The organism is Muribaculum intestinale, from assembly GCF_002201515.1.
In the GTDB taxonomy this organism is placed as follows: Bacteria; Bacteroidota; Bacteroidia; order Bacteroidales; family Muribaculaceae; genus Muribaculum; species Muribaculum intestinale.
In genome coordinates, this window is sequence record NZ_CP021421.1 from 1,840,231 (window position 1) to 1,861,882 (window position 21,652).

General features: G+C 48.4%; 9 protein-coding genes, 1 tRNA gene and 3 rRNA genes. 7 read left to right on the forward strand and 6 right to left on the reverse strand.

From position 1 onward, the window contains the following. Positions 1 to 111 precede the first annotated feature (111 nt). From ADH68_RS07475 to ADH68_RS07485, 3 genes are all read left to right on the forward strand, one after another. Positions 112 to 1,809: a family 43 glycosylhydrolase gene (locus ADH68_RS07475; protein WP_232321375.1), complete on the forward strand. Its 1,698-nt coding sequence runs from the start codon at positions 112 to 114 to the stop codon at positions 1,807 to 1,809. Between the two features lie 116 nt (positions 1,810 to 1,925). Beyond that, complete coding sequence (gene gpmI / locus ADH68_RS07480) at positions 1,926 to 3,440, forward strand: 2,3-bisphosphoglycerate-independent phosphoglycerate mutase (protein ID WP_068961342.1); 1,515 nt, start codon at positions 1,926 to 1,928, stop codon at positions 3,438 to 3,440. A 1,115-nt stretch (positions 3,441 to 4,555) separates the two neighbouring features. Beyond that, positions 4,556 to 5,470 carry a radical SAM protein gene (locus ADH68_RS07485; RefSeq protein WP_255201378.1) on the forward strand — a complete coding sequence of 305 codons (915 nt, stop codon included), beginning with the start codon at positions 4,556 to 4,558 and terminating at the stop codon, positions 5,468 to 5,470. 85 nt (positions 5,471 to 5,555) lie between these two features. Here the strand turns inward: ADH68_RS07485 and trxA are convergent, their stop codons facing one another. Both trxA and dnaE read right to left on the reverse strand, forming a co-directional pair. After that, positions 5,556 to 5,870, reverse strand: a complete 315-nt coding sequence (trxA, locus tag ADH68_RS07490) for a thioredoxin (protein ID WP_068961339.1) — start codon at positions 5,868 to 5,870, stop codon at positions 5,556 to 5,558. Positions 5,871 to 5,915: 45 nt separating this feature from the next. After that, complete coding sequence (gene dnaE, locus ADH68_RS07495) at positions 5,916 to 9,554, reverse strand: DNA polymerase III subunit alpha (protein WP_068961338.1); 3,639 nt, start codon at positions 9,552 to 9,554, stop codon at positions 5,916 to 5,918. 708 nt (positions 9,555 to 10,262) lie between these two features. Here dnaE and ADH68_RS07500 point away from each other — a divergent pair. From ADH68_RS07500 to rrf, 4 genes are all read left to right on the forward strand, one after another. After that, positions 10,263 to 11,802: ribosomal RNA gene (locus ADH68_RS07500) — 16S ribosomal RNA — on the forward strand. A gap of 195 nt (positions 11,803 to 11,997) precedes the next feature. Continuing rightward, positions 11,998 to 12,071, forward strand: a tRNA-Ile gene (locus ADH68_RS07505). Positions 12,072 to 12,219: 148 nt separating this feature from the next. Next, a 23S ribosomal RNA gene (locus tag ADH68_RS07510) occupies positions 12,220 to 15,124 on the forward strand. A 141-nt stretch (positions 15,125 to 15,265) separates the two neighbouring features. Further along, a 5S ribosomal RNA gene (gene rrf, locus ADH68_RS07515) occupies positions 15,266 to 15,374 on the forward strand. Together the 16S, 23S and 5S rRNA genes with 1 tRNA gene alongside form the textbook arrangement of a ribosomal RNA operon. A gap of 258 nt (positions 15,375 to 15,632) precedes the next feature. Here the strand turns inward: rrf and ADH68_RS07520 are convergent. From ADH68_RS07520 to ADH68_RS07535, 4 genes are all read right to left on the reverse strand, one after another. Beyond that, complete coding sequence (locus ADH68_RS07520; protein WP_068961337.1) at positions 15,633 to 16,454, reverse strand: tetratricopeptide repeat protein; 822 nt, start codon at positions 16,452 to 16,454, stop codon at positions 15,633 to 15,635. 39 nt (positions 16,455 to 16,493) lie between these two features. Further along, positions 16,494 to 18,419, reverse strand: coding sequence for a RecQ family ATP-dependent DNA helicase (locus ADH68_RS07525; protein ID WP_068961336.1), 1,926 nt, complete (start codon positions 18,417 to 18,419; stop codon positions 16,494 to 16,496). Next, the gene (gene recJ, locus ADH68_RS07530; protein WP_068961335.1) at positions 18,412 to 20,142 is read right to left on the reverse strand and encodes a single-stranded-DNA-specific exonuclease RecJ; all 1,731 of its coding nucleotides are present in this window, start codon (positions 20,140 to 20,142) and stop codon (positions 18,412 to 18,414) included. Before recJ ends, ADH68_RS07525 begins: the two co-directional genes overlap by 8 nt. 321 nt (positions 20,143 to 20,463) lie before the next feature. Next, positions 20,464 to 21,639 carry a mechanosensitive ion channel family protein gene (locus ADH68_RS07535; RefSeq protein WP_068961334.1) on the reverse strand — a complete coding sequence of 392 codons (1,176 nt, stop codon included), beginning with the start codon at positions 21,637 to 21,639 and terminating at the stop codon, positions 20,464 to 20,466. Positions 21,640 to 21,652 lie beyond the last annotated feature (13 nt).

Sequence of the window (21,652 nt, forward strand, 5' to 3'; positions counted from 1 at the left end):
GCTTATCGCTACTGGGCGATAGAATTCTTATAAATATACAGGGGGAAGATATTTTTAGCGTAAGCAGTATCTTCCCCTGTTTTTTTATTGAAACGATTTTATTTTTATTTAATGATGAAACGAATTATTATTGCCGTCGGTATGCTGTTTTTTGCCGTATCGCATCTGTGGAGTGCATCGCGCGGTCCGATAGTGGCCAACCCTATTAATCTGAATTATAAATTCGGTCTGACAGAGGGAGATGGTAAGCCATGGCGTGAAGCAGCTGACCCGGTCATAGAAATGTGGGGTGACGATTATTATCTGTTTGCGTCGAAGTCGAGCGGATATTGGCGCTCTCACAATCTTGCCGACTGGGAGTATATAGCAGCTCCGTCAATAGAGACTATCAATGAGTATGCTCCGACTGTGTGTGCGATTGATGGTTATCTTTATTATATGGCTTCGGATGTAAACCGGATATTCCGCACAGCGACTCCCGCTGACGGGACTTCATGGAGCGAAGTTGAATGTCGGTTTAAAATCGGACAGCATGACCCGTGTCTGTGGCAGGATGATGACAAGAGAGTATACCTCTATTGGGGATGTCATGACAAGGATCCTATCTGTGGAGTGGAGGTTGATGTTGCAAACGGTTTTTCTCCAGTCGGCACACCTGTGGTGCTGATTGATCATAATATTGACAGTTACGGATGGGAGGTGCCGGGAGAAAACAATGATGAAACATTTCATAACGGGTGGAACGAAGGCCCGGCTATGATAAAGCATGACGGGAAGTATTATCTCCAGTATGCGGCGCCAGGCACTCAATTCCGTACATACGGAGATGGAATATATGTAGGCGACTCACCCCTCGGGCCATTTCAGGCAATGGAAGGTAATCCGTTCTCGTTTAAGCCTGGTGGATTTATCGGTGGTGCCGGTCATGGGCATACGTTCCGCGACCGCTACGGCAATTTATGGCATGTGGCAACGATGAAGATTTCCGAACGGCATATGTTTGAGCGGCGTCTTGCGCTTTTCCCCGTGGAGTTTGACGGGAAATCGCAGACAATGCGTGCCTATACGGAATGGATCGACTATCCGTTTGTCATTCCTCAGCAGAGGTTCAGTCCGTCAAGAAAATCGTTTTTGTGTGGTTATCGGCAACTTGCCTCAAAGGCTGTGGCTAAGGCTTCGTCGTCAACTTCCGGTCATGACGCCTCATATGGAGCCGATGATATTGTAGAAACATGGTGGGCTGCCGAGTCGGGCCGGAAAGGGGAATGGCTTGAACTTGATCTTGGACGTCAGTGCCGTATTGAGGCTGTCCAGCCTAATTTTGCCGACGACGGCGTCCCTCTGATGCGGCCTGCTGCATCGCCTATGGTATATGCGTACCATATCGAGGGGTCGGATGACGGGATAACCTGGACTACATTTGTTGACCGCAGCGGGAATACTGAGGATGATATGCCTCACGAACTTATCATGCTTGACAAGCCTGTGAAGGCCAGGTATGTGCGCATTGTAAATGACCGTGACATAGAGGGCCGGTTCTCACTGTTTGATTTGCGGTTGTTCGGCAGTGACGGCAAGAAAGTACTTGACCGTAAAGTGAAGCATACCGTGTTGAGAAATCCTGACGACAGGCGCCGCATTACGGTCAGATGGGATGCTGTTCCGCATGCTGAACGCTATATCGTGCGTTGGGGCATAGTCGGCAGCGGGGTGTTGAATAATTCGGCTGAGGTCGCGTCAGACACCGAACTGGAAGCCGGATGGTACAATCGCGATTCCGATTACGACTTCGAAGTAAGAGCTTATTGACAACAGGCACGGGCAGCATTGAATTGTCCGTGCCAATTTTGTTTAAAGAAGATGGATGAGCGTGGAAATTTATTAACTTTGCATTCAGAAAAGTACAATCATAAAATAAATCAGAAATGGCAAAGAAAGCACTTCTTATGATACTCGACGGATGGGGCATCGGCAACCATTCGAAGGGTGACGTGATATTCAACACACCTACGCCCTATTGGGACTATCTTGTAAGCACATATCCTCATTCACAGCTTCAGGCATCGGGAGAGAATGTAGGTCTGCCCGACGGGCAGATGGGCAACTCGGAGGTCGGCCATCTTAATATCGGTGCAGGACGCGTGGTATATCAGGACCTTGTGAAAATCAACAAGGCATGCAAGGACGGCTCGATACTTAAGAATCCAGAAATAGTAAACGCATTCGGCTATGCACGCGACAACAGAAAGGCCATACACTTCATGGGCCTGACTTCAAATGGCGGTGTACACTCTTCGCTTGACCATCTTTTTGCTTTGTGCGACATAGCCAAGGAGTATGGCTTGGAGAAAGTATATATCCACTGCTTTATGGATGGCCGTGACACAGACCCCCGTAGCGGAAAGGGATTTATCGAGGAACTTGAAGCCCATTGCGCCAAATCGACCGGAAAGATTGCCTCGATTATCGGTCGCTATTATGCCATGGACCGCGACAAGCGCTGGGAGCGTGTCAAGGAGGCTTATGACCTGCTTGTAAACGGTGTGGGCAAAAAGAGCTCTGATATGGTAAAAGCCATGCAGGAGTCGTATGAAGCCGATGTCACCGACGAGTTTGTTAAGCCGATTGTAAACGAGACTGTCGACGGGACAATCAAAGATGGCGATGCTGTAATCTTCTTCAACTATCGCAATGACCGTGCCAAGGAGCTGACAACCGTACTTACTCAGCATGATATGCCTGAGGCCGGAATGCACACAATTCCCAATCTGCAATATTATTGCATGACTCCATATGATGCATCGTTTACAGGTGTGCATATTCTTTTCGACAAAGAGAATGTGACCAACACTCTGGGCGAGTATCTTTCATCGCTTGACAAGAAGCAGCTCCATATCGCTGAGACAGAGAAGTATGCCCATGTGACATTCTTCTTCAATGGAGGTCGTGAGGCCCCCTACGAGGGTGAGGAGCGCATACTTGTGGCATCGCCCAAGGTAGCCACTTACGACCTCAAGCCTGAAATGAGCGCCTATGAGGTGAAGGACAAACTTGTGGATGCAATCAAGAGCCGTGAATATGACTTTATAGTTGTCAACTATGCTAACGGCGACATGGTGGGCCATACCGGTGTGTATGAGGCTATAGAGAAAGCCGTAAAGGCGGTCGACGAGTGTGTCAAGGACACCGTTGAAGCTGCAAAGGCTGCCGATTATGAGGTCATCATTATTGCTGATCATGGTAATGCAGACAATGCAATCAATGCTGACGGCACTCCTAATACTGCACATTCGCTCAACCCTGTGCCCTGTATCTATGTGACAGAGCGCAAGGATGCACATGTGGAGGATGGTCGTCTGGCGGATGTGGCGCCCACTATCCTAAAGATTATGGGTATAGCTCAGCCTTCGGAAATGACCGGCCATGCTTTGATTGGCTGATTATAAAATTGTTATAAAGATAAATCCTCCCATTTACAGCTATTGTAGAGGGGAGGATTTGTCTTTATGGCAATATTCTTGAGGATATAATCGGGCGATATGGCATAAGTTGCCGTTGGAAGTCGGTTTGCTGGCAAATTGCTGGATTGAACTGCATATTTTTGTTTTGTACTATAAAATATTGTTAAAAGTATAGCAATTTGTATGAGAATATTTTGTGGGATATCATTAAATGCTTAAATTTGCATCGTGTTTTTCATGGTATTAGATTTAAGGTTAACTAAGATTGATTGTCGGGATGACAATCAATTTTTTTTATACCTTTATGTCTGATTTGATGATGCGTTATTTTATGGCATCATATATGTGCTCCGACGGCAGATATTTTTGATCGGAATATTTTTATGAGAGTTAGTTATTTTGCATCGATATCCATATGTGCATTAACAGATAGACACATATGTAAATCTGGTGACATGGATGTGTAATTATGCACGGCTTGATATGGGTGTTGCCTGTATCAGATATATTATTGCCTTTTTTGCTTGTAATAAATCTATTTCGGGGCATTCTCTCACAAATTTTTGCTATCTTTGTGTAGTCGGCAGGGAGAAATCTGTTGACTGCAAGAGGCATTTAGCTTGGTTCTTTATTCTGAAATCGCCAATTTAAGAATTAATCGAAGAACAGGAAGTGAGGAATGCCCCTTTGCTGTGTTCGTATATGTTTGTGAGCACCCGGTAACGGATGCTCTAACGCCATACACGAGAACGGCGTGGGGTACGTGTATTTTCTCCAATCCTTTCGATTAGCGTGTTTGGCGATACGTAGAATAAGAGGATTCGGGCAAAATCGGGCTCCGCGCCTTTTGTATATTATCTTAACCGCTGAACCGGGTGGAGCTCATAGGCATGATTACTGCATATGAGATTATCGTTGTTGGCAATGTTTCACCTGGATGTCGCAGGTTTGGGTTTGGGAACCGAATTCAGGTATGAGCCATGAACATATACCGGATATTGCATTTGGTAGCGTCAAGGAGAATTCCGGCATCTGTGAAACTTCTTGGTTTATGTATGATGCATCTTGTCGGACGGCGCACTATCGGAATATTCATGGATCCTGTTCTTTCGTGTAATCTACGTTGTAGAATGTGTTATTTCAGTGATGCTGAAAAACGGAAGTCGATGCATGGCATGATAACAGGAAGCCGCCTTGATGCAGTAGCACGTGCGCTGTATCCACGTGCGTTGAAACTACAGATAGGATGTGGCGCCGAACCTACATTATATCGAAATCTTGCCGGGATTGTAAGGCAGGGACATGCTTACGGTATCCCCTACATATCGCTAACTACCAACGGTCAGTTGATTGCCTCCGGCTATGTGTCGCTTATAGATCTGGTGAGGGCCGGTCTGAATGAAATAACCGTCTCGGTACATGGTACGAGTCGGAAAATTTATGAAGAAATGATGCTGGGGGCCACATTTGATCGTCTGTCAGGGCTGATTGATTGCTTGATTGACGTTAAGAGTGAATTCCCGGGCTTTAAAATACGGATTAACTACACTGTGAATTCAATGAATATGTATGATTTGCAGGGTGATTGTTTCTGGACGCTATGGAAAGGGCTTGAACTTGATATAGTGCAGCTACGTCCTGTGCAGGATATGGGGCGCACGGATTGGAATGATTTTGATATGGTATCTCTGAAAGAGAACTATGACAGCACTATCGGCAATATAATCAGAGGATGCAAGGAGCGTGGGATTACATGTATAGCTCCTGGCAGAGAACAGCTTGATGAGGTGGCTACATTGCAGGATGGTGTGTCATCGGTGATTGAGGACATTACGTACTGTTATGTGAGTCCGGAGGAATGTTATAAGAGTGATTTCAATCCCGATAATGATACATATGAGAGCTATCATAGACGAAATGCTACTGCAATAAAGTTGCTTAAGTCGGTATGGAGTCGAAAGGAACGTATGCGTAATGCAAGCAAAAAACTGAATTATGATTTGAAGTGATTGTCGCGGCAGTCTTGAGAATATAATAAAGCCGGATGCATGCATAAATTTGTTGTGGCATGCATCCGGCTTGTTATTTATGATTTTAAAGCATTGAGTTCAGCTTGTCGACAAGTGTCGCTTTAGACTGGGAGCCGGCCAGTCGGTCGACGAGTTTGCCATCTTTGAAAAAGAGTATTGTAGGTATTGACATGATGCGGAACTGCTGGGAGAGGTCCGATTCTTCGTCGACGTTGTATTTTCCGATGTTGGCTTTGTCGCCAAATTCAGCGGCAACTTCATCGATGATGGGAGACATGCGCACGCATGGACCACACCATGTGGCCCAGCAATCGATAAGTGTAGGACGGGATGAGGCGATGTAGTCGTTGACGTTTTCGTCGGTAAATTGTATTGCCATGACTTTTTATTGTTGGTTAATGTTTGGGTTTATATTGGATATTGTCTATGACTGTACGATGTCGAAGTCTATAGCCATTTCTTCAAGTGTAGTGAGGGAGTGGCGCGTTACCGGCATCTTTAATGCGGTCGACAGGCGGATAGATCTGTTCAGATCATGGTCATGAATGCGCAGGTATAACGGCGTGCGGTTGTCGGTGGATGACTTCATTATGTCGTTCAGCACTCCATGTAGATTTTCATTGATTTGCTCGGTGTCGAGATTCAGTGTGATTCCAGACACGAGTTTTCCTTTTTGCTGTTCGAGCAGTGTGATTGACGCAATCTGGAATCGGATATCGGAATTGGCAAAGCGACGGCCATAGCGTCCGCGTATTATAATAGGTGTACCCTTTATGCCGAATTTGCCATAATCAATGTAATCCTGTCCGAATAGTGCAAACTCGGCGCTTGCTGAGTAGTCTTCGATTTTAAGGATTCCGAAAGGACCCTTGCGACCCTGTTTTATCTGGTAGTCGCAGACGAGGCCGGCAAGAGTCAGTTCGCGGTCTTCTACGGGGCCTTCTTCGTTGAATTCTTTGAGTGTCTGGGAGCATCCGTATCTTAATTCGACAAAGTAGGGGTCAAGCGGATGGCCCGAGAGGTACATGCCCACGAGGTCGCGTTCTCGGTCGAGACGTTCTATGTCATTCCAGCGCGGTGCCGATTTTATCGGTGGCCGTCCGGCAGTGTTCAGCGATTCGTCGAAATCACCGAACAGGGAATTTTCCTGACTACCTTTGGCATTCTGGTAATTCTGCCCATATCTTGCGAGAAGTTCGGCGAGAGTCTCCCCTTTGTTGTTTGCAAGGAAGAAATCCTCTCTGTTTACTTCAGGGAAGCAGTCGAACGATCCGGAAAGCGCGAGTCCTTCGAGCGTGCGTCGGTTGAGGGCGGCCTTGTCTACTCGTTCTACAAAATCGTATATCGACTGGAACTGCCCGTCTTTATTTCGTGCTCCGATTATTGCGTTTACCACATTGGCGCCGATGCCCTTGATTGCGGCAAGACCGAATCGGATGTTGCCTTTTTTGTTTACACCGAATGCACTGAATGATTCGTTGACATCGGGGCCTTTTACGTTGATGTGCATCGATTTGCACTCATCCATAAAGTTGGTGAGCTTTGTGATGTCAGTAAGGTTACGGCTGAGCACGGCAGCCATGTACTCTGCCGGATAATTGGCCTTGAGGTATGCGGTCTGGTAGGCTACCCAGGAATAGCATGTGGCGTGGCTCTTGTTGAAGGCGTATGAAGCAAATTTCTCCCAGTCGGCCCATATTTTTTCAAGAACATCAGGCTTGTGGCCGTTTGCCTGACCGCCTTCGAGGAATTTGCCTTTGAGATGATTCATCTTGTCGATGAGTTTCTTTCCCATCGCTTTTCGCAGGGTGTCGCTTTCGCCTCGGGTGAAGTTGGCAAGCAGTCGGGAGAGGAGCATGACTTGCTCCTGATATACGGTCACGCCATATGTATCTTTGAGGTATTTCTCCATCACCGGTATATCGTAGACAATGGGCTGTTTGCCATGTTTTCGGTCGATGAAGTCGGGGATATAAGCCATTGGTCCGGGACGGTAGAGGGCGTTCATGGCGATAAGGTCCTCAAATACTGATGGCTGTAGTTCGCGGAGATATTTCTGCATGCCGGGTGATTCAAACTGGAATGTTCCGGTTGTTCGTCCTTCGCAGTAGAGTTGATAGGTCTTGGAATCGTCGATAGGAATAGTGTCGATATCAATCTCTATGCCGTTGGTGAGGCGTATGTTGTTTACAGCTTCTTTTATTATCGACAGGGTCTTAAGGCCCAGGAAGTCCATTTTGATAAGTCCGGTTTCCTCGATGACGCACCCTTCGTATTGTGTGACGAGTAGTTTTGAGCCATCTTTGTCGGTAGCGGTGCTTACGGGTACCCAGTCGGTGATTGGGTCGCGTCCGATGATTACTCCACATGCATGCACACCGGTGCCTCGTACATTGCCTTCGAGCTGTCGCGCGAATTTCAGTGTCTCACGTATCTGTGCGCTCGGGCTGTTTAGCTCGGCCTTGAATTCATCTACATATTCATAGCAGTTTTTAAGGGTTGGTTTTAGTTCCTTACCGTTGACTTCCGGCATGTGCTTTGGAATCAGTTTGGTGAGACGGTTGCCTTCGGCCACAGGAAGCTGCTGCACACGAGCCACATCCTTAAGTGCCATTTTTGCAGCCATTGTTCCATAGGTTATGATATGAGCAACCTTGTCGGCGCCATATTTATCGGTAACGTATTTCAACACGTCGGCTCTTCCGTCATCATCAAAGTCGATATCGATATCAGGGAGTGAGATTCGGTCGGGGTTGAGGAAGCGTTCGAAAAGGAGGTCGTATTTCAATGGGTCGAGCTGTGTGATGCCGAGGCAGTAGGCAACCGCTGAGCCGGCGGCAGAACCACGACCCGGGCCGATTGACACGCCTCTGTCGCGGCCGGCTTGTATGAAATCTTGTACGATGAGGAAGTAACCGGGGAAGCCCATGTTTTTTATTGTGTCCAGTTCGAAGTCGAGACGTTCGCACTGTTCTTTTGTGGGAGTTCCCCATCGGCGTTTTGCTCCTTCATATGTCAGATAACGCAGATAGTCGTCATTGTCGGTAAAACCGTCGGGTAGTGGGAAGTTTGGCAAGATTGGCTTATGGTCAATGGAATATGTAGTCACTTTATCGAGAATTTCCATTGTATTCTCGATGGCTTCGGGGATGTCGGAGAATATATCGTTCATCTCCGACTGAGATTTCAGCCATTCTTGCTTAGTATAACGCATGCGCATAGGGTCGTCGACAGCCTTGTTTGTGCTTACGCATATCAGGCGGTCATGTGCGTCGGCATCATCTTCGTTTACGAAATGGACATCGTTGGTTGCGACAATTTTGATGTCAAATTTGCGAGCAATACGTATAAGTTCGGGGTTTACTTCCTGCTGTCGTTCGAATACTTCTGTGTTTGCACCGGGTAGATTAGTTTTATGGCGCTGGATTTCTATATAGTAATCGTCCCCGAATGTGTCTTTAAACCATTTTACCTGTTTTTCGGCCTCTTCGATATCTCCTGCTTGTATCAGGCGGGGTATTTCACCTCCAAGGCATGCAGAGCATACGATAAGCCCCTCGTGGTGCTCGGCAAGAGCTTTCTTGTCGGTACGCGGGTGGGAATAGAAGCCTTCGGTCCATGCCTGTGATACTATTTTTACCAGATTGTGGTAGCCGGTCTCGTTTTTTGCAAGGACTACAAGATGTCGGCCGGTGTCTTTTTTGTCGACATGGGTATGCAGAGATTCTTTGGCTACATACATCTCGCATCCAAATATCGGCTTGAATATCTTTGAGTTAAGGGCGTTTAGCTCTTTTTGAAGGTCTTCGGTTGCATCTTGATTGTTTTGTTCCCGAGCCTGCTCAAGCGATTTTTTAACCTCTTTAATCTGGTCGTTTACCTTACTGTTCTTCTTTTTTACATAGTTGTAAAATTCCTTTATTCCGAACATGTTGCCATGATCGGTTATTGCTATTCCGGGCATTCCATCGGAGATAGCCTTGTCAACTAATGCTGTGACTGATGCCTGTCCGTCGAGAACGGAATACTGAGTGTGTACGTGGAGATGTATGAATGGTGACATTTATTTCTATGGAAAGTGTTCCCCAAAGTTACGATTATTTTATCAGATTGTGTTGACAGTTTCGTTAGCGTGGATAGTTAAAATTTATGCACCGCGCAAAAATGTGTACTGTTGTTTGTGGGCAAGTCGAGAGTCGTTTCTGCATCAAATTAGATACACATATATTATATAAATCAAGCCTTGTGTAAACAAAAGTTAAAATGATTTTGTTATTTATTTGAGGGATAATAGTATAGTTTTAAAAGCATGTTTTACGACATAATTTTCTCATCGAAAAATTTGGAGGTAATGTAGAAAGTGTCTAACTTTGCACTCGCTTTTGAGAAACACCCCACGGGTGAACGACTCAAGGCCGTCCGGCAGAGGCCGAGGCGAGGCAGACGCCAAGAAATAAAAACAAAAATTTCTTCGAAAAAGTTTGGAAGTTAAGAAAGAAAGTTATTAACTTTGCAACGCTTTTCGCTTCCGGCCTTCCGGGCCGCAAGGGAGCGTCTGACAAGAACATTGAAAGCATTTACAATAGACAAGTAGTACAAGAGAAAGGGTCTGCTGCCGCAACGACGGCGGCATGACATGAAAGTCTCTTAGTCAATTTCTGAGCCAAGCGCAATAAGCGGTCGGGACATGACACTTCGGGTCGGCGATTCTTTGGTTCACAAACCGCGCAGCGGTCGTGAAAGCAATAGAAAAAACAAAGACAAAATACATACAACGAAGAGTTTGATCCTGGCTCAGGATGAACGCTAGCGACAGGCCTAACACATGCAAGTCGAGGGGCATCGGGGAGCGAAGCTTGCTTTGCTCCGCCGGCGACCGGCGCACGGGTGAGTAACGCGTATGCAACCTGCCCGTTTCAGCGGGATAACCCGGAGAAATCCGGCCTAATACCGCATGTGGCCGAGGGAAGGCATCTTCTTTCGGCCAAAGGAGGCGACTCCGGAGACGGATGGGCATGCGTGACATTAGCTTGTTGGCGGGGTAACGGCCCACCAAGGCGACGATGTCTAGGGGTTCTGAGAGGAAGGTCCCCCACACTGGTACTGAGACACGGACCAGACTCCTACGGGAGGCAGCAGTGAGGAATATTGGTCAATGGGCGAGAGCCTGAACCAGCCAAGTCGCGTGAAGGATGACGGCCCTACGGGTTGTAAACTTCTTTTGTCAGGGAGCAATTGGGTCCACGTGTGGGCTTAGCGAGAGTACCTGAAGAAAAAGCATCGGCTAACTCCGTGCCAGCAGCCGCGGTAATACGGAGGATGCGAGCGTTATCCGGATTTATTGGGTTTAAAGGGTGCGTAGGCGGAATATCAAGTCAGCGGTAAAAATTCGGGGCTCAACCCCGTCGTGCCGTTGAAACTGATGTTCTTGAGTGGGCGAGAAGTATGCGGAATGCGTGGTGTAGCGGTGAAATGCATAGATATCACGCAGAACTCCGATTGCGAAGGCAGCATACCGGCGCCCAACTGACGCTGAAGCACGAAAGCGTGGGTATCGAACAGGATTAGATACCCTGGTAGTCCACGCAGTAAACGATGAATGCTAATTGTCCGGAGGGATTGACCTCTGGGTGATACAGCGAAAGCGTTAAGCATTCCACCTGGGGAGTACGCCGGCAACGGTGAAACTCAAAGGAATTGACGGGGGCCCGCACAAGCGGAGGAACATGTGGTTTAATTCGATGATACGCGAGGAACCTTACCCGGGCTCAAACGCAGGAGGAATACATTTGAAAGGGTGTAGCTCTACGGAGTCTTCTGCGAGGTGCTGCATGGTTGTCGTCAGCTCGTGCCGTGAGGTGTCGGCTTAAGTGCCATAACGAGCGCAACCCCTATCGACAGTTGCCAACAGGTTAAGCTGGGAACTCTGTCGAGACTGCCGGCGCAAGCTGAGAGGAAGGCGGGGATGACGTCAAATCAGCACGGCCCTTACGTCCGGGGCGACACACGTGTTACAATGGCGGCCACAGCGGGAAGCCAGGCGGCGACGCCGAGCGGAACCCGAAAAGCCGTCTCAGTTCGGATTGGAGTCTGCAACCCGACTCCATGAAGCTGGATTCGCTAGTAATCGCGCATCAGCCACGGCGCGGTGAATACGTTCCCGGGCCTTGTACACACCGCCCGTCAAGCCATGGGAGCCGGGAGTGCCTGAAGTACGTGACCGCAAGGAGCGTCCTAGGGTAAGACCGGTGACTGGGGCTAAGTCGTAACAAGGTAGCCGTACCGGAAGGTGCGGCTGGAACACCTCCTTTCTGGAGCGACCGCGCAAGCGGTGAACTCAGTAAGGAAACGACGACCTCAACGAAGGCAAAACGTCAGCCGGACCGCAAGGTTTGGCCGGAATGACAGAGAGATGTTTCGGGTCATATCCCGGACTCTTTACTGCTTGGATATTGTTTTTACCTAATACGCATCATCCACTCCCGAAGTCGGTGGTTGAAATGCAGAGTCTCTTAGCTCAGTTGGTTAGAGCGCCACACTGATAATGTGGAGGTCGGCAGTTCAACTCTGCCAGGGACTACGATAACAGGAAGGAGCACATTGACATACTGGAAGCAGTCATGATAAAAGTCATGACAGACAAATCTAAATACGAGTGACCAAATTGGCAAAGTATACTACAATATACGGCGGGCTCATCTTATGATGAGTCAAGTCAAAAGACACCAAGGAAAGGAGACAAGGGCACATGAAGGATGCCTTGGCTCTCGGAGGCGAAGAAGGACGTGACAAGCTGCGATAAGCCGCGGGGAGGGGCAAATACCCATTGAGCCGCGGATTTCCGAATGGGGCAACCCACCGGAAGCGATTCCGGTATCTGCGGTATGCGCAGAGGCGAACCCGGGGAACTGAAACATCTCAGTACCCGGAGGAAAAGAAAATAACAATGATTCCGCAAGTAGTGGCGAGCGAACGCGGAGGAGCCCAAACCGGAGATGTGGCAACGCATCATCCGGGGTTGTAGGACCTGACGACAAATTTGGTATCCAGGATAGCCGAACCGGCTGGAAAGCCGGGCCGTAGCGGGTGAAAGCCCCTTAGGCGAAATCCGGAGGATATTGAAGAGACAGGCACCTGAGTATCGCGGGACACGAGAAATCCTGCGAGAATCAGCCGGGACCATCCGGCAAGGCTAAACACTACCGAGAGACCGATAGCGAACCAGTACCGTGAGGGAAAGGTGAAAAGAACCTCGAACAGAGGAGTGAAACAGACCCTGAAATCATGTGCCTACAAGCGGTTCGAGCCCTTGAGTGGGGTGAGAGCGTGCCTTTTGCATAATGAACCTACGAGTCACCGTCGCCGGCGAGGCTAAGTGTCATCAGGCACGGAGCCGGAGCGAAAGCGAGTCTGAACAGGGCGTCAGAGTCGGCGGAGGTGGACGCGAAACCAAGTGATCTACCCTTGGGCAGGTTGAAGGTGGGGTAACACCCACTGGAGGACCGAACCGGTAAGCGTTGAAAAGCTTTCGGATGACCTGAGGGTAGGAGTGAAAGGCCAATCAAACTTGGAGATAGCTCGTACTCCCCGAAATGCATTTAGGTGCAGCCTCGGGGTCAGTACCGCGGAGGTAGAGCGACCGATAGGATGCGAGGGCTTCACCGCCTATCAAGTCCTGACGAACTCCGAATGCCGCGGCACGATCCCCGGGAGTGAGGGCGCGGGTGCTAAGGTCCGCGTCCGAGAGAGGAACAACTCAGACCACCGGCCAAGGCCCCCAAATGCGGGCTAAGTTGAAGACCATAACGAGGTGGGATTGCCTTGACAGCTAGGATGTTGGCTTGGAAGCAGCCATTCATTTAAAGAGTGCGTAACAGCTCACTAGTCGAGTGATCCCGCATGGATAATAATCGGGCATAAGTCCGCTGCCGCAGCCGTGGAATCTCAAATAGCTTTGAGATTGGTAGGGGAGCATTCCGCACGCCGCAGAAGGTGAGGCGCGAGCCTTGCTGGAGGTACCGGAAAAGCAAATGTAGGTATAAGTAACGATAATTGGGGCGAGAAACCCCAACGCCGAAAGACCAAGGGTTCCTGATCAACGCTAATCGGATCAGGTTAAGTCGGGACCTAAGGAGAAGCCGCAAGGCGTATCCGATGGACAGCCGGTCAATATTCCGGCACCCGGCGCAAGAGTGATGCGGCGACGGAGAAGTGACACATCCGCGTGCTGACGGAATAGCACGTTAAACCGCGTAGTTATATACGGCGCAGTCAAGTACACGCTGTATGATGAAACGGGACAGTACCGAGAAGCCCCGGCGGATCGGACAGAGATGGTAATCCGGCTCCCAAGAAAACCCGCTAAACAAATCTTGCGTTGGCCCGTACCGTAAACCGACACAGGTGGTCGGGTAGAATATACTAAGGCGCTCGAGAGAATCATGGTTAAGGAACTAGGCAAATTGACCCCGTAACTTCGGGATAAGGGGTCCCCGCTGCAAGGCGGGGCGCAGAGAATAGGTCCAGGCAACTGTTTAACAAAAACACAGGGCTATGCAAAGTTTAAAGACGAAGAATATAGCCTGACACCTGCCCGGTGCCGGAAGGTTAAGAGGAGATGTCATCGCAAGAGAAGCATTGAATTGAAGCCCCGGTAAACGGCGGCCGTAACTATAACGGTCCTAAGGTAGCGAAATTCCTTGTCGGGTAAGTTCCGACCTGCACGAATGGTGTAATGATCTGGACACTGTCTCAACCATGAACTCGGTGAAATTGTAGTATCGGTGAAGATGCCGATTACCCGCAACGGGACGAAAAGACCCCGTGAACCTTTACTGCAGCTTAGCACTGTGACCGGGTGTGCGATGTGTAGGATAGTCAGGAGACAGCGAATCAGGGACGCCAGTTCCTGAGGAGTCGACGTTGAAATACTGACCTTCGCACATTTGGTCTCTAACTCTCGTTTGAGAGGACACTGCTTGGTGGGTAGTTTGACTGGGGTGGTCGCCTCCAAAAGAGTAACGGAGGCTTCTAAAGGTGCGCTCAGGCCGATTGGTAACCGGCCGCAGAGTGTAATGGCACAAGCGCGCTTGACTGGGAGACAAACAAGTCGCACAGGTAGGAAACTAGAGCATAGTGATCCGGTGGTTCCGCATGGAAGGGCCATCGCTCAAAGGATAAAAGGTACTCCGGGGATAACAGGCTGATCCCTCCCAAGAGCTCATATCGACGGAGTGGTTTGGCACCTCGATGTCGGCTCGTCACATCCCGGGGCTGGAGAAGGTCCCAAGGGTTAGGCTGTTCGCCTATTAAAGTGGCACGCGAGCTGGGTTCAGAACGTCGTGAGACAGTTCGGTCTCTATCTGTTGTGGGCGTAGGAGATTTGCGAGGGTCCGGCACTAGTACGAGAGGACCGTGCTGGACAGACCACCGGTTTACCGGTTGTACCGCCAGGTGCACCGCCGGGTATCCGCGTCTGGACAGGATAAGTGCTGAAAGCATCTAAGCACGAAGCCCTCCTCAAGATAAGATCTCCACATAGGGTCGTTGCAGACTACGACGTAGATAGGTTGCAGGTGCAGGGGCAGCAATGTCCACAGCCGAGCAATACTAATAGCCCGAACCCTTTCCGGGGAGTATAATCCCCCCAAATAACAAGTGATAGTATACGACAGCAGGAGTCGTGAGTAAATGATTTGTCATTGCTTCCAGAGTGCTACCGACCTGACCCATACCGGCCGGACGATAAGTACCGGTGACAGGAGAAGATAAAACTAAGGTGGCCATAGCGCGGGGGCTCCACCTCTTCCCATTCCGAACAGAGAAGTTAAACCCCGCCACGCCGATGGTACTGCGAAAGTGGGAGAGTAGGTAACCGCCCCCTTCACGACAGAGCCTGATGATACATAATCATCGGGCTCTGTCTTTTTTTGTATACCCCGCTCTCATCCTACTGCTCTGTTGTTTCACATGATGTGGCATAAGTTGTCCTTGTTGCCTTCGGAATGACTAACTGTCGGGTGTTGCACGTACTCGGCGTCCTCTGGCAATAAGAGTTTGTTTATTATTAAACAGTCTCTAAGAATAATGCGCAGCAGCCAATACGGAATCTGGCTACTGCGCATTATAAATCTTGTGGGAGTTATTGATGTTTTTGGTTCAAGGCACGTCGTAAATCATCTAATGCATCATCATGCATATATCGCATTTTATTTAGATATGCTCGGTAGAGATATAATTCATTGTCGGTCGGGTTGTGTTCAAGTCCGGTTGTAATATCGGCGGAGGCATCGTTAAGTCGACCAAGCATAAGATAGCATACCGCTCTTGCTCCATAGAAGTGGGATGACGGATCTTTGGCGAGTATTTTTGTGTAAAAAGGAATCGCTTTCTCCCACTGTTCGGTTGCTGATAGATATGATGCGTTGGCGATATTGGTCTGAATACTGTCAGCAGCGATATCAATCATTGCCTGGCACTGTTGACGTGACGTTAATGTATCTCCTTGTCGGAGCGACAGCATTGCATTCATGTATCGTGCCTCTATATTTGAGGAGTCAAGGCTCGATATGGCCGCATAGTCTATATTTGCGATGCTGTCACGTCCCATAGCCAGCAGTATGTCTGCCCTATTGGAAAGAACGGTGACACTCCGGGGAGCCAGATAGTGGGCTTTGTTCAGGGAATTGAGCGCAAGGCTGTCGCGTCCGAGGTTGTACTGCACGACTCCGAGATTGGAGAGAATAAGCACATTAAGAGGATTATCCGGATTTGATGAAAGCGCCTGAAGAAGGTATTGCTCGGCTTCGTCCCAATTTTTGTCAGCTATAGCTATATCTGCCTTTCCCATAAGTTCGATATACTCTTGGGGCAGGTCTGGTGTATTAGGTGCATCGGCTATTGCCGGCGATGGTGAAAGTAGTGCTGTAACGGCTAATGCTATATATGACAGATTTTTATTCATATCGGCATCTTATATTTGGAAATTCGGTGGTATAGCAGCTTAGCGTCGGGAAAGAGAGAATATGTCCTCATTATCCATGACAACTATGCCCTTGCGCATTAGTTCGCGTAATTTCGTGACAATTTCTTCCTGGCGGAATGCTGATTCGTGGAAGAGATATTTGAGAGAGCGTGGTTTCTGAGCAATCATATACTTTAGCGACTCTTCAAGTTGCTGATTTTCGGCTGCGCTAAGCCTGCGCATTTTCCTACGCCTGCATTCATCGCATTTGCAACATACTTCAGATGGTGTCTCGCCAAAATAACGGAGCATTACATTTACCCGGCATTCTACAGAGGAGAATGCAAATTCTTTCATAGCGTCAACACGTACCTGCATGCGTCGGCGCTGGTCTTCATATACGCTTACCGGGATTGTTATATGTGCAGGGAGTTGCCTTGATGCTGTATAAAGTATATATGGAGTGGTCTTGCGAGGTATGTACTGCAACACATGCATGCGCGATAGCATCACGAGAGTCTCGCATACCTGTTGTTCGGTGATTTCTGCTCGCTGTGCGATTATTGCTTCGTTTATAGGTGTGAAATCGGCAAACAGTCCCGTATATGAGCGCATGAGCAGATTGAATACATTTTCGTGGACTGGAGACAGCTGTATATGGTATAAATCCTCCTTGGTAGATACAATCATTACTCTCGACTGTGTCGAGACTTCATCCATAAACTCGATATGTCCGGCTTGTGTGAGAATATGAAGCGCGCTATGGGCCGGGCGTGTCTGAAGTGAGTATGTTTGGGCGAATTTTCCGAGATTAAACTCGAAGATTCGGTCGAATCCTTCACCGACGGGGAGGCTCAGAAAGTTGCCGGCAAGTTCGTATACTCGCCGTATGTAATCTTTTGGGGGGAATGAATCATCGACTGCCTTTGTAAGACGGGCTTTATCGTGAGGTGAGACAACCAATACGGCGAACGCAGGTTTGCCATCGCGTCCGGCACGTCCTGCTTCCTGATAATATTCTTCAAGAGAAAGCGGGCAGTCGAGGTGTACTACAACACGTACATCAGGTTTGTCGATTCCCATACCGAATGCATTGGTCGCAACTATTACGCGAGTTTCCTCATGCTTCCATTTTTCCTGTTTCTCGGCTTTCTCCTGGGCTTGCAGTCCGGCGTGGTAGTAATCTGCCGATATTCCTTTTGAAGCCAGCATATCGGCAATCTCGCGTGTGCGCTTTCGCGAACGCACATACACAATGGCGCTTCCGAATGTGCGGGAGAGTATGTTTACAAGCTGGCGTTCTTTATCATAGTCGTTGCGAACGATGTAAGATATATTTGGTCGGGAGAAACTGCGTGAGAATACGTTGCGGCTACGGAATTCCAGACGTCGCATTATATCATCGACAACTTCCGGAGTGGCCGATGCTGTAAGTGCAAGCACCGGGACTTTGGGAAAGCGTGCCCGCAGCGACGCTATTTTCAGGTATGACGGACGGAAGTCATATCCCCATTGTGATATACAGTGGGCCTCATCTACAACGATAAGGCTTATTTTCATATCATGCAGTGTCTCAAGGAAGCGCTCCGATTGAAGTTTCTCCGGAGATAGATATAGCAGTTTCGCTTTACCAAGTCGACATCGGTCCACTCCCAGTTTATGCTCTGACCGCGATAGGCCTGAGTGCAGACACACAGCCCTTATGCCTCTGGCAAGAAGGTTGTCGACCTGATCCTTCATGAGCGATATGAGCGGTGTCACCACGACGGTAATTCCATCGAGAGCCATTGCCGGAATCTGGAATGTAAGCGACTTGCCACCCCCGGTAGGGAGCAGCCCGAGAGTGTCGTTGCCTTGTAATACAGAGAGGATAATTTCTTCCTGAGCCGGACGGAAAGCATCGTATCCCCAATATTTCTTGAGTATATCGTGGATAAGAGGAGAGTTGTCGGTACAATCAGTCATCGCAGATATTTATATCCTTGACATGGAGCTGAATTGAGGTCGTTGAGTTGGGATGCTTGTTTTCCTCAATGGTGTAGCAGATATCGAACGGTTTGCGCGAGTGGATGTAGTCGAAATACTCACCTTTGTTGAAGGCTATGCCGTTAAACACTTTTCCGGATGTGTTGTCGACAAGTTCAAGTTTGACATGCTCCAAATGGCGCCCAACGAGTTTGCTTGTGCCGAAGTCCATTACACGCCGGGTACAGAATACCGGCTTCTGGTTTCCGGGGCCGAATGGATTGAATTTTCGAAGCAGGCTGATGAACTGCGGGGTTATCTCGGCAAATGTCAGCATCGCATCGATTTCCTGCTGTGGCTTGAGCTGAGTGGGGAGTATGTTGTCGGCCACGAATTTCTCAAATCTGCGAGTAAATTCCGGGATATTCTCTTCTTTCATGGACAGCCCTACCGCGTAGGTGTGACCTCCGAAGTTTTCCAGCAAATCGCGACATGAATCGATGGCGCTGTATATGTCAAATCCCTGAACCGAACGTGACGAGCCTGTAGCAAGTCCATTTGAGAGCGTGAGCACAACCGAAGGCTTGTAATATAGCTCTGTGATGCGCGAAGCAACAATACCGATTATACCCTTGTGCCAGTCGGAATTGTATATTACAATTGACTTCTTGTCTTGGAACTTGTCGGTATGTTTCTCCAGAATGGAGTTGGCTTCTTCTGTTATACGCTTATCGAGTTCCTTACGGTCCTTGTTGTACTGGTCGATGTTTTTTGCTATGTGGTATGCCTCTCCGAAGTCGCGGGCTACAAGTAATTCCACAGCTTCTCGTCCGCTCTGCATGCGGCCTGAGGCATTGATGCGCGGACCGATTTTGAATATTACATCTGATATGGTGATTTCCCGGTTGCCGAGCTGGCATATCTTTATTATGGCGCGTAGTCCTACGTTCGGGTTCGAGTTCAGACGGCGCAACCCCCAGTATGTCATGATTCGGTTCTCGTCGACCATTGGCACTATATCCGCAGCGATGCTTACCGCAACAAGGTCAAGCATGTTTTCAAGTTCGGTTGCCTGCAGTCCGTTGCTCTGTGCAAATGCCTGCATAAACTTGAAGCCTACGCCGCATCCCGAAAGATGGGGACACGGATATGTGCTCCCTTCGAGTTTTGGATTAATAATAGCGGCTGCCGGCGGGAGCTCGTCATCCGGTACGTGATGGTCACAGATTATAAAATCGATGCCAAGAGTCTTGGCATATTTTATTTCATCGATGGCCTTTATGCCACAGTCGAGAATGATTATCAGGCGCACGCCTGATGCGGCAGCTTCGTCAATAGTACGATACGATATGCCATATCCCTCGTCATAGCGAGTAGGGATATAGTATTCAATATTGGAGTAGTAATTTTGCAGGTACTTGTAGACGAGAGCCACGGCAGTTGTGCCGTCTACGTCGTAGTCGCCATACACCATTATCTTCTCCTTCAACCCCATGGCTTTGTTCAGCCTGTTTACAGCCTTATCCATGTCGGGCATCAGGAACGGCGAATGCATATCGCGAAGCGAGGGGTGGAAAAATTTTTCCGCCTCCTCGACTGTGGATATGCCACGCTGTGCCAGTAGCTCGCTAACAGGCGGGCAATCGGCGTATTTTGACGCCAATTCCGTCTCTGATTTTTGTTTGTCGGCTGTAAGGGGTAAGTAAATCCATTTACTTATCATTTATGTTTTTTTTATTTTTTGCATTGCAAGTGGCCGCCATATATTGATATGTGGCCGTGAGAGAGGCTGCGGAGAATGAGATGCCGTATCATCGCGCAAGAGGTTGGAGGAGAGCCGCGAAAGCATCCATGATGTAATAAGCGCCAATATATAGGAAAAAAGCGCCATATACCTATTTCGGGTATATAACGCAAATATAGCCATTTATTTTGTAATGGCTGCTATGGGTAGAGGTATTTAAGTTAATTTAGATTTTTGTACAATTGAGTGCGTAAATCGTGTCTGATGCAATTTTAACAGGATTGCCTCAACCGTGACTAATTAAGATGGCTGATCGGTACGATTCATGTGCACATCAAGCTGCGGGAACGGGAAGTTTATACCCAGAGGGGGGAGTTCCTTATAGAATCGTTCATTCATGGTGAAGAATACTCCCCAGTAGTGCTCGGAGCGTGTCCAGGCTCTTACAGTCAGGTCAACGCTGGAGGTGTTTAGATTTCCGAGCGCGACAAATGGCGCCCGGTCTATTTTCGGAAGCATGGCTAGAGCGTCTTTATGAAGATTTTCGATAGGCCGCTTTATTGCATTCCCGACATTCTTTTTGTCTTTCAGATGGCCCAGCCATGATTTTGCTTGTGCTTTCTCCTCTGATTTTTCTACTTCCTGCTCGGTCTTGCTGTCAAAATCCGAGTTTTCAAGATCCTGCTCCATAAGCGATTCATCAGGAGCCTGGTCGTCAATTTCGTCAAGATATTTTTTTATCACACGCGGGTCGCTCAAGAGAATATCAAGAATCCCCTTTTTGGCAACATCATAATCGTCGCCATATGCGATTGATACTGTCCAGTCGACACGACGGTATGGTTCCTTTGAATAGTTGTTGACCGAGCTTGTCGACAGTCCTCCGTTAGGTATTATTATTTGCTTGTTGTCGGTGGTGTTTATTATTGTGGAGAATATCTGAATCTCCTTTACTGTACCGGCATATCCTTGCGCTTCAATATAGTCACCGATTTTGTATGGCTTAAGCAGCAATATCAGCACGCCGCCTGCGAAATTCTGCAAAGTGCCGCTTAATGCAAGGCCGACAGCGACACCGGCTGAGGCAAACAGCGCGAGAAACGAACTTGTCTCCAGGCCGAGAATTCCGACTACGGTGATTACAAGTATGAAGTACAGTGCGATGTTTACAAGGCTCAATACAAATGTCGCCAGGCTCTGGTCAAGTTTGCGGCGAATAAATATCGAGGCTATTATGTGATAAATCTTGCGTATGATGAACCTGCCGATGTAGAATACAAGTACAGCTATTGCAAGATGGAATGCAAATTCAAGAATGCTGTTGACACATCGGTTGATAATTTCATCAAATGACATACCTTCGAGCATTTTAAACTCTTTTTCGATAGACGGTATCGAGTCAGAGGCGGCTGCTTCGGCTGCTTTAGGAGCCACTGCCGACTCTGCGCCTTTTAATATTTCATCAATCTGAATCATAGATTATGGGTTT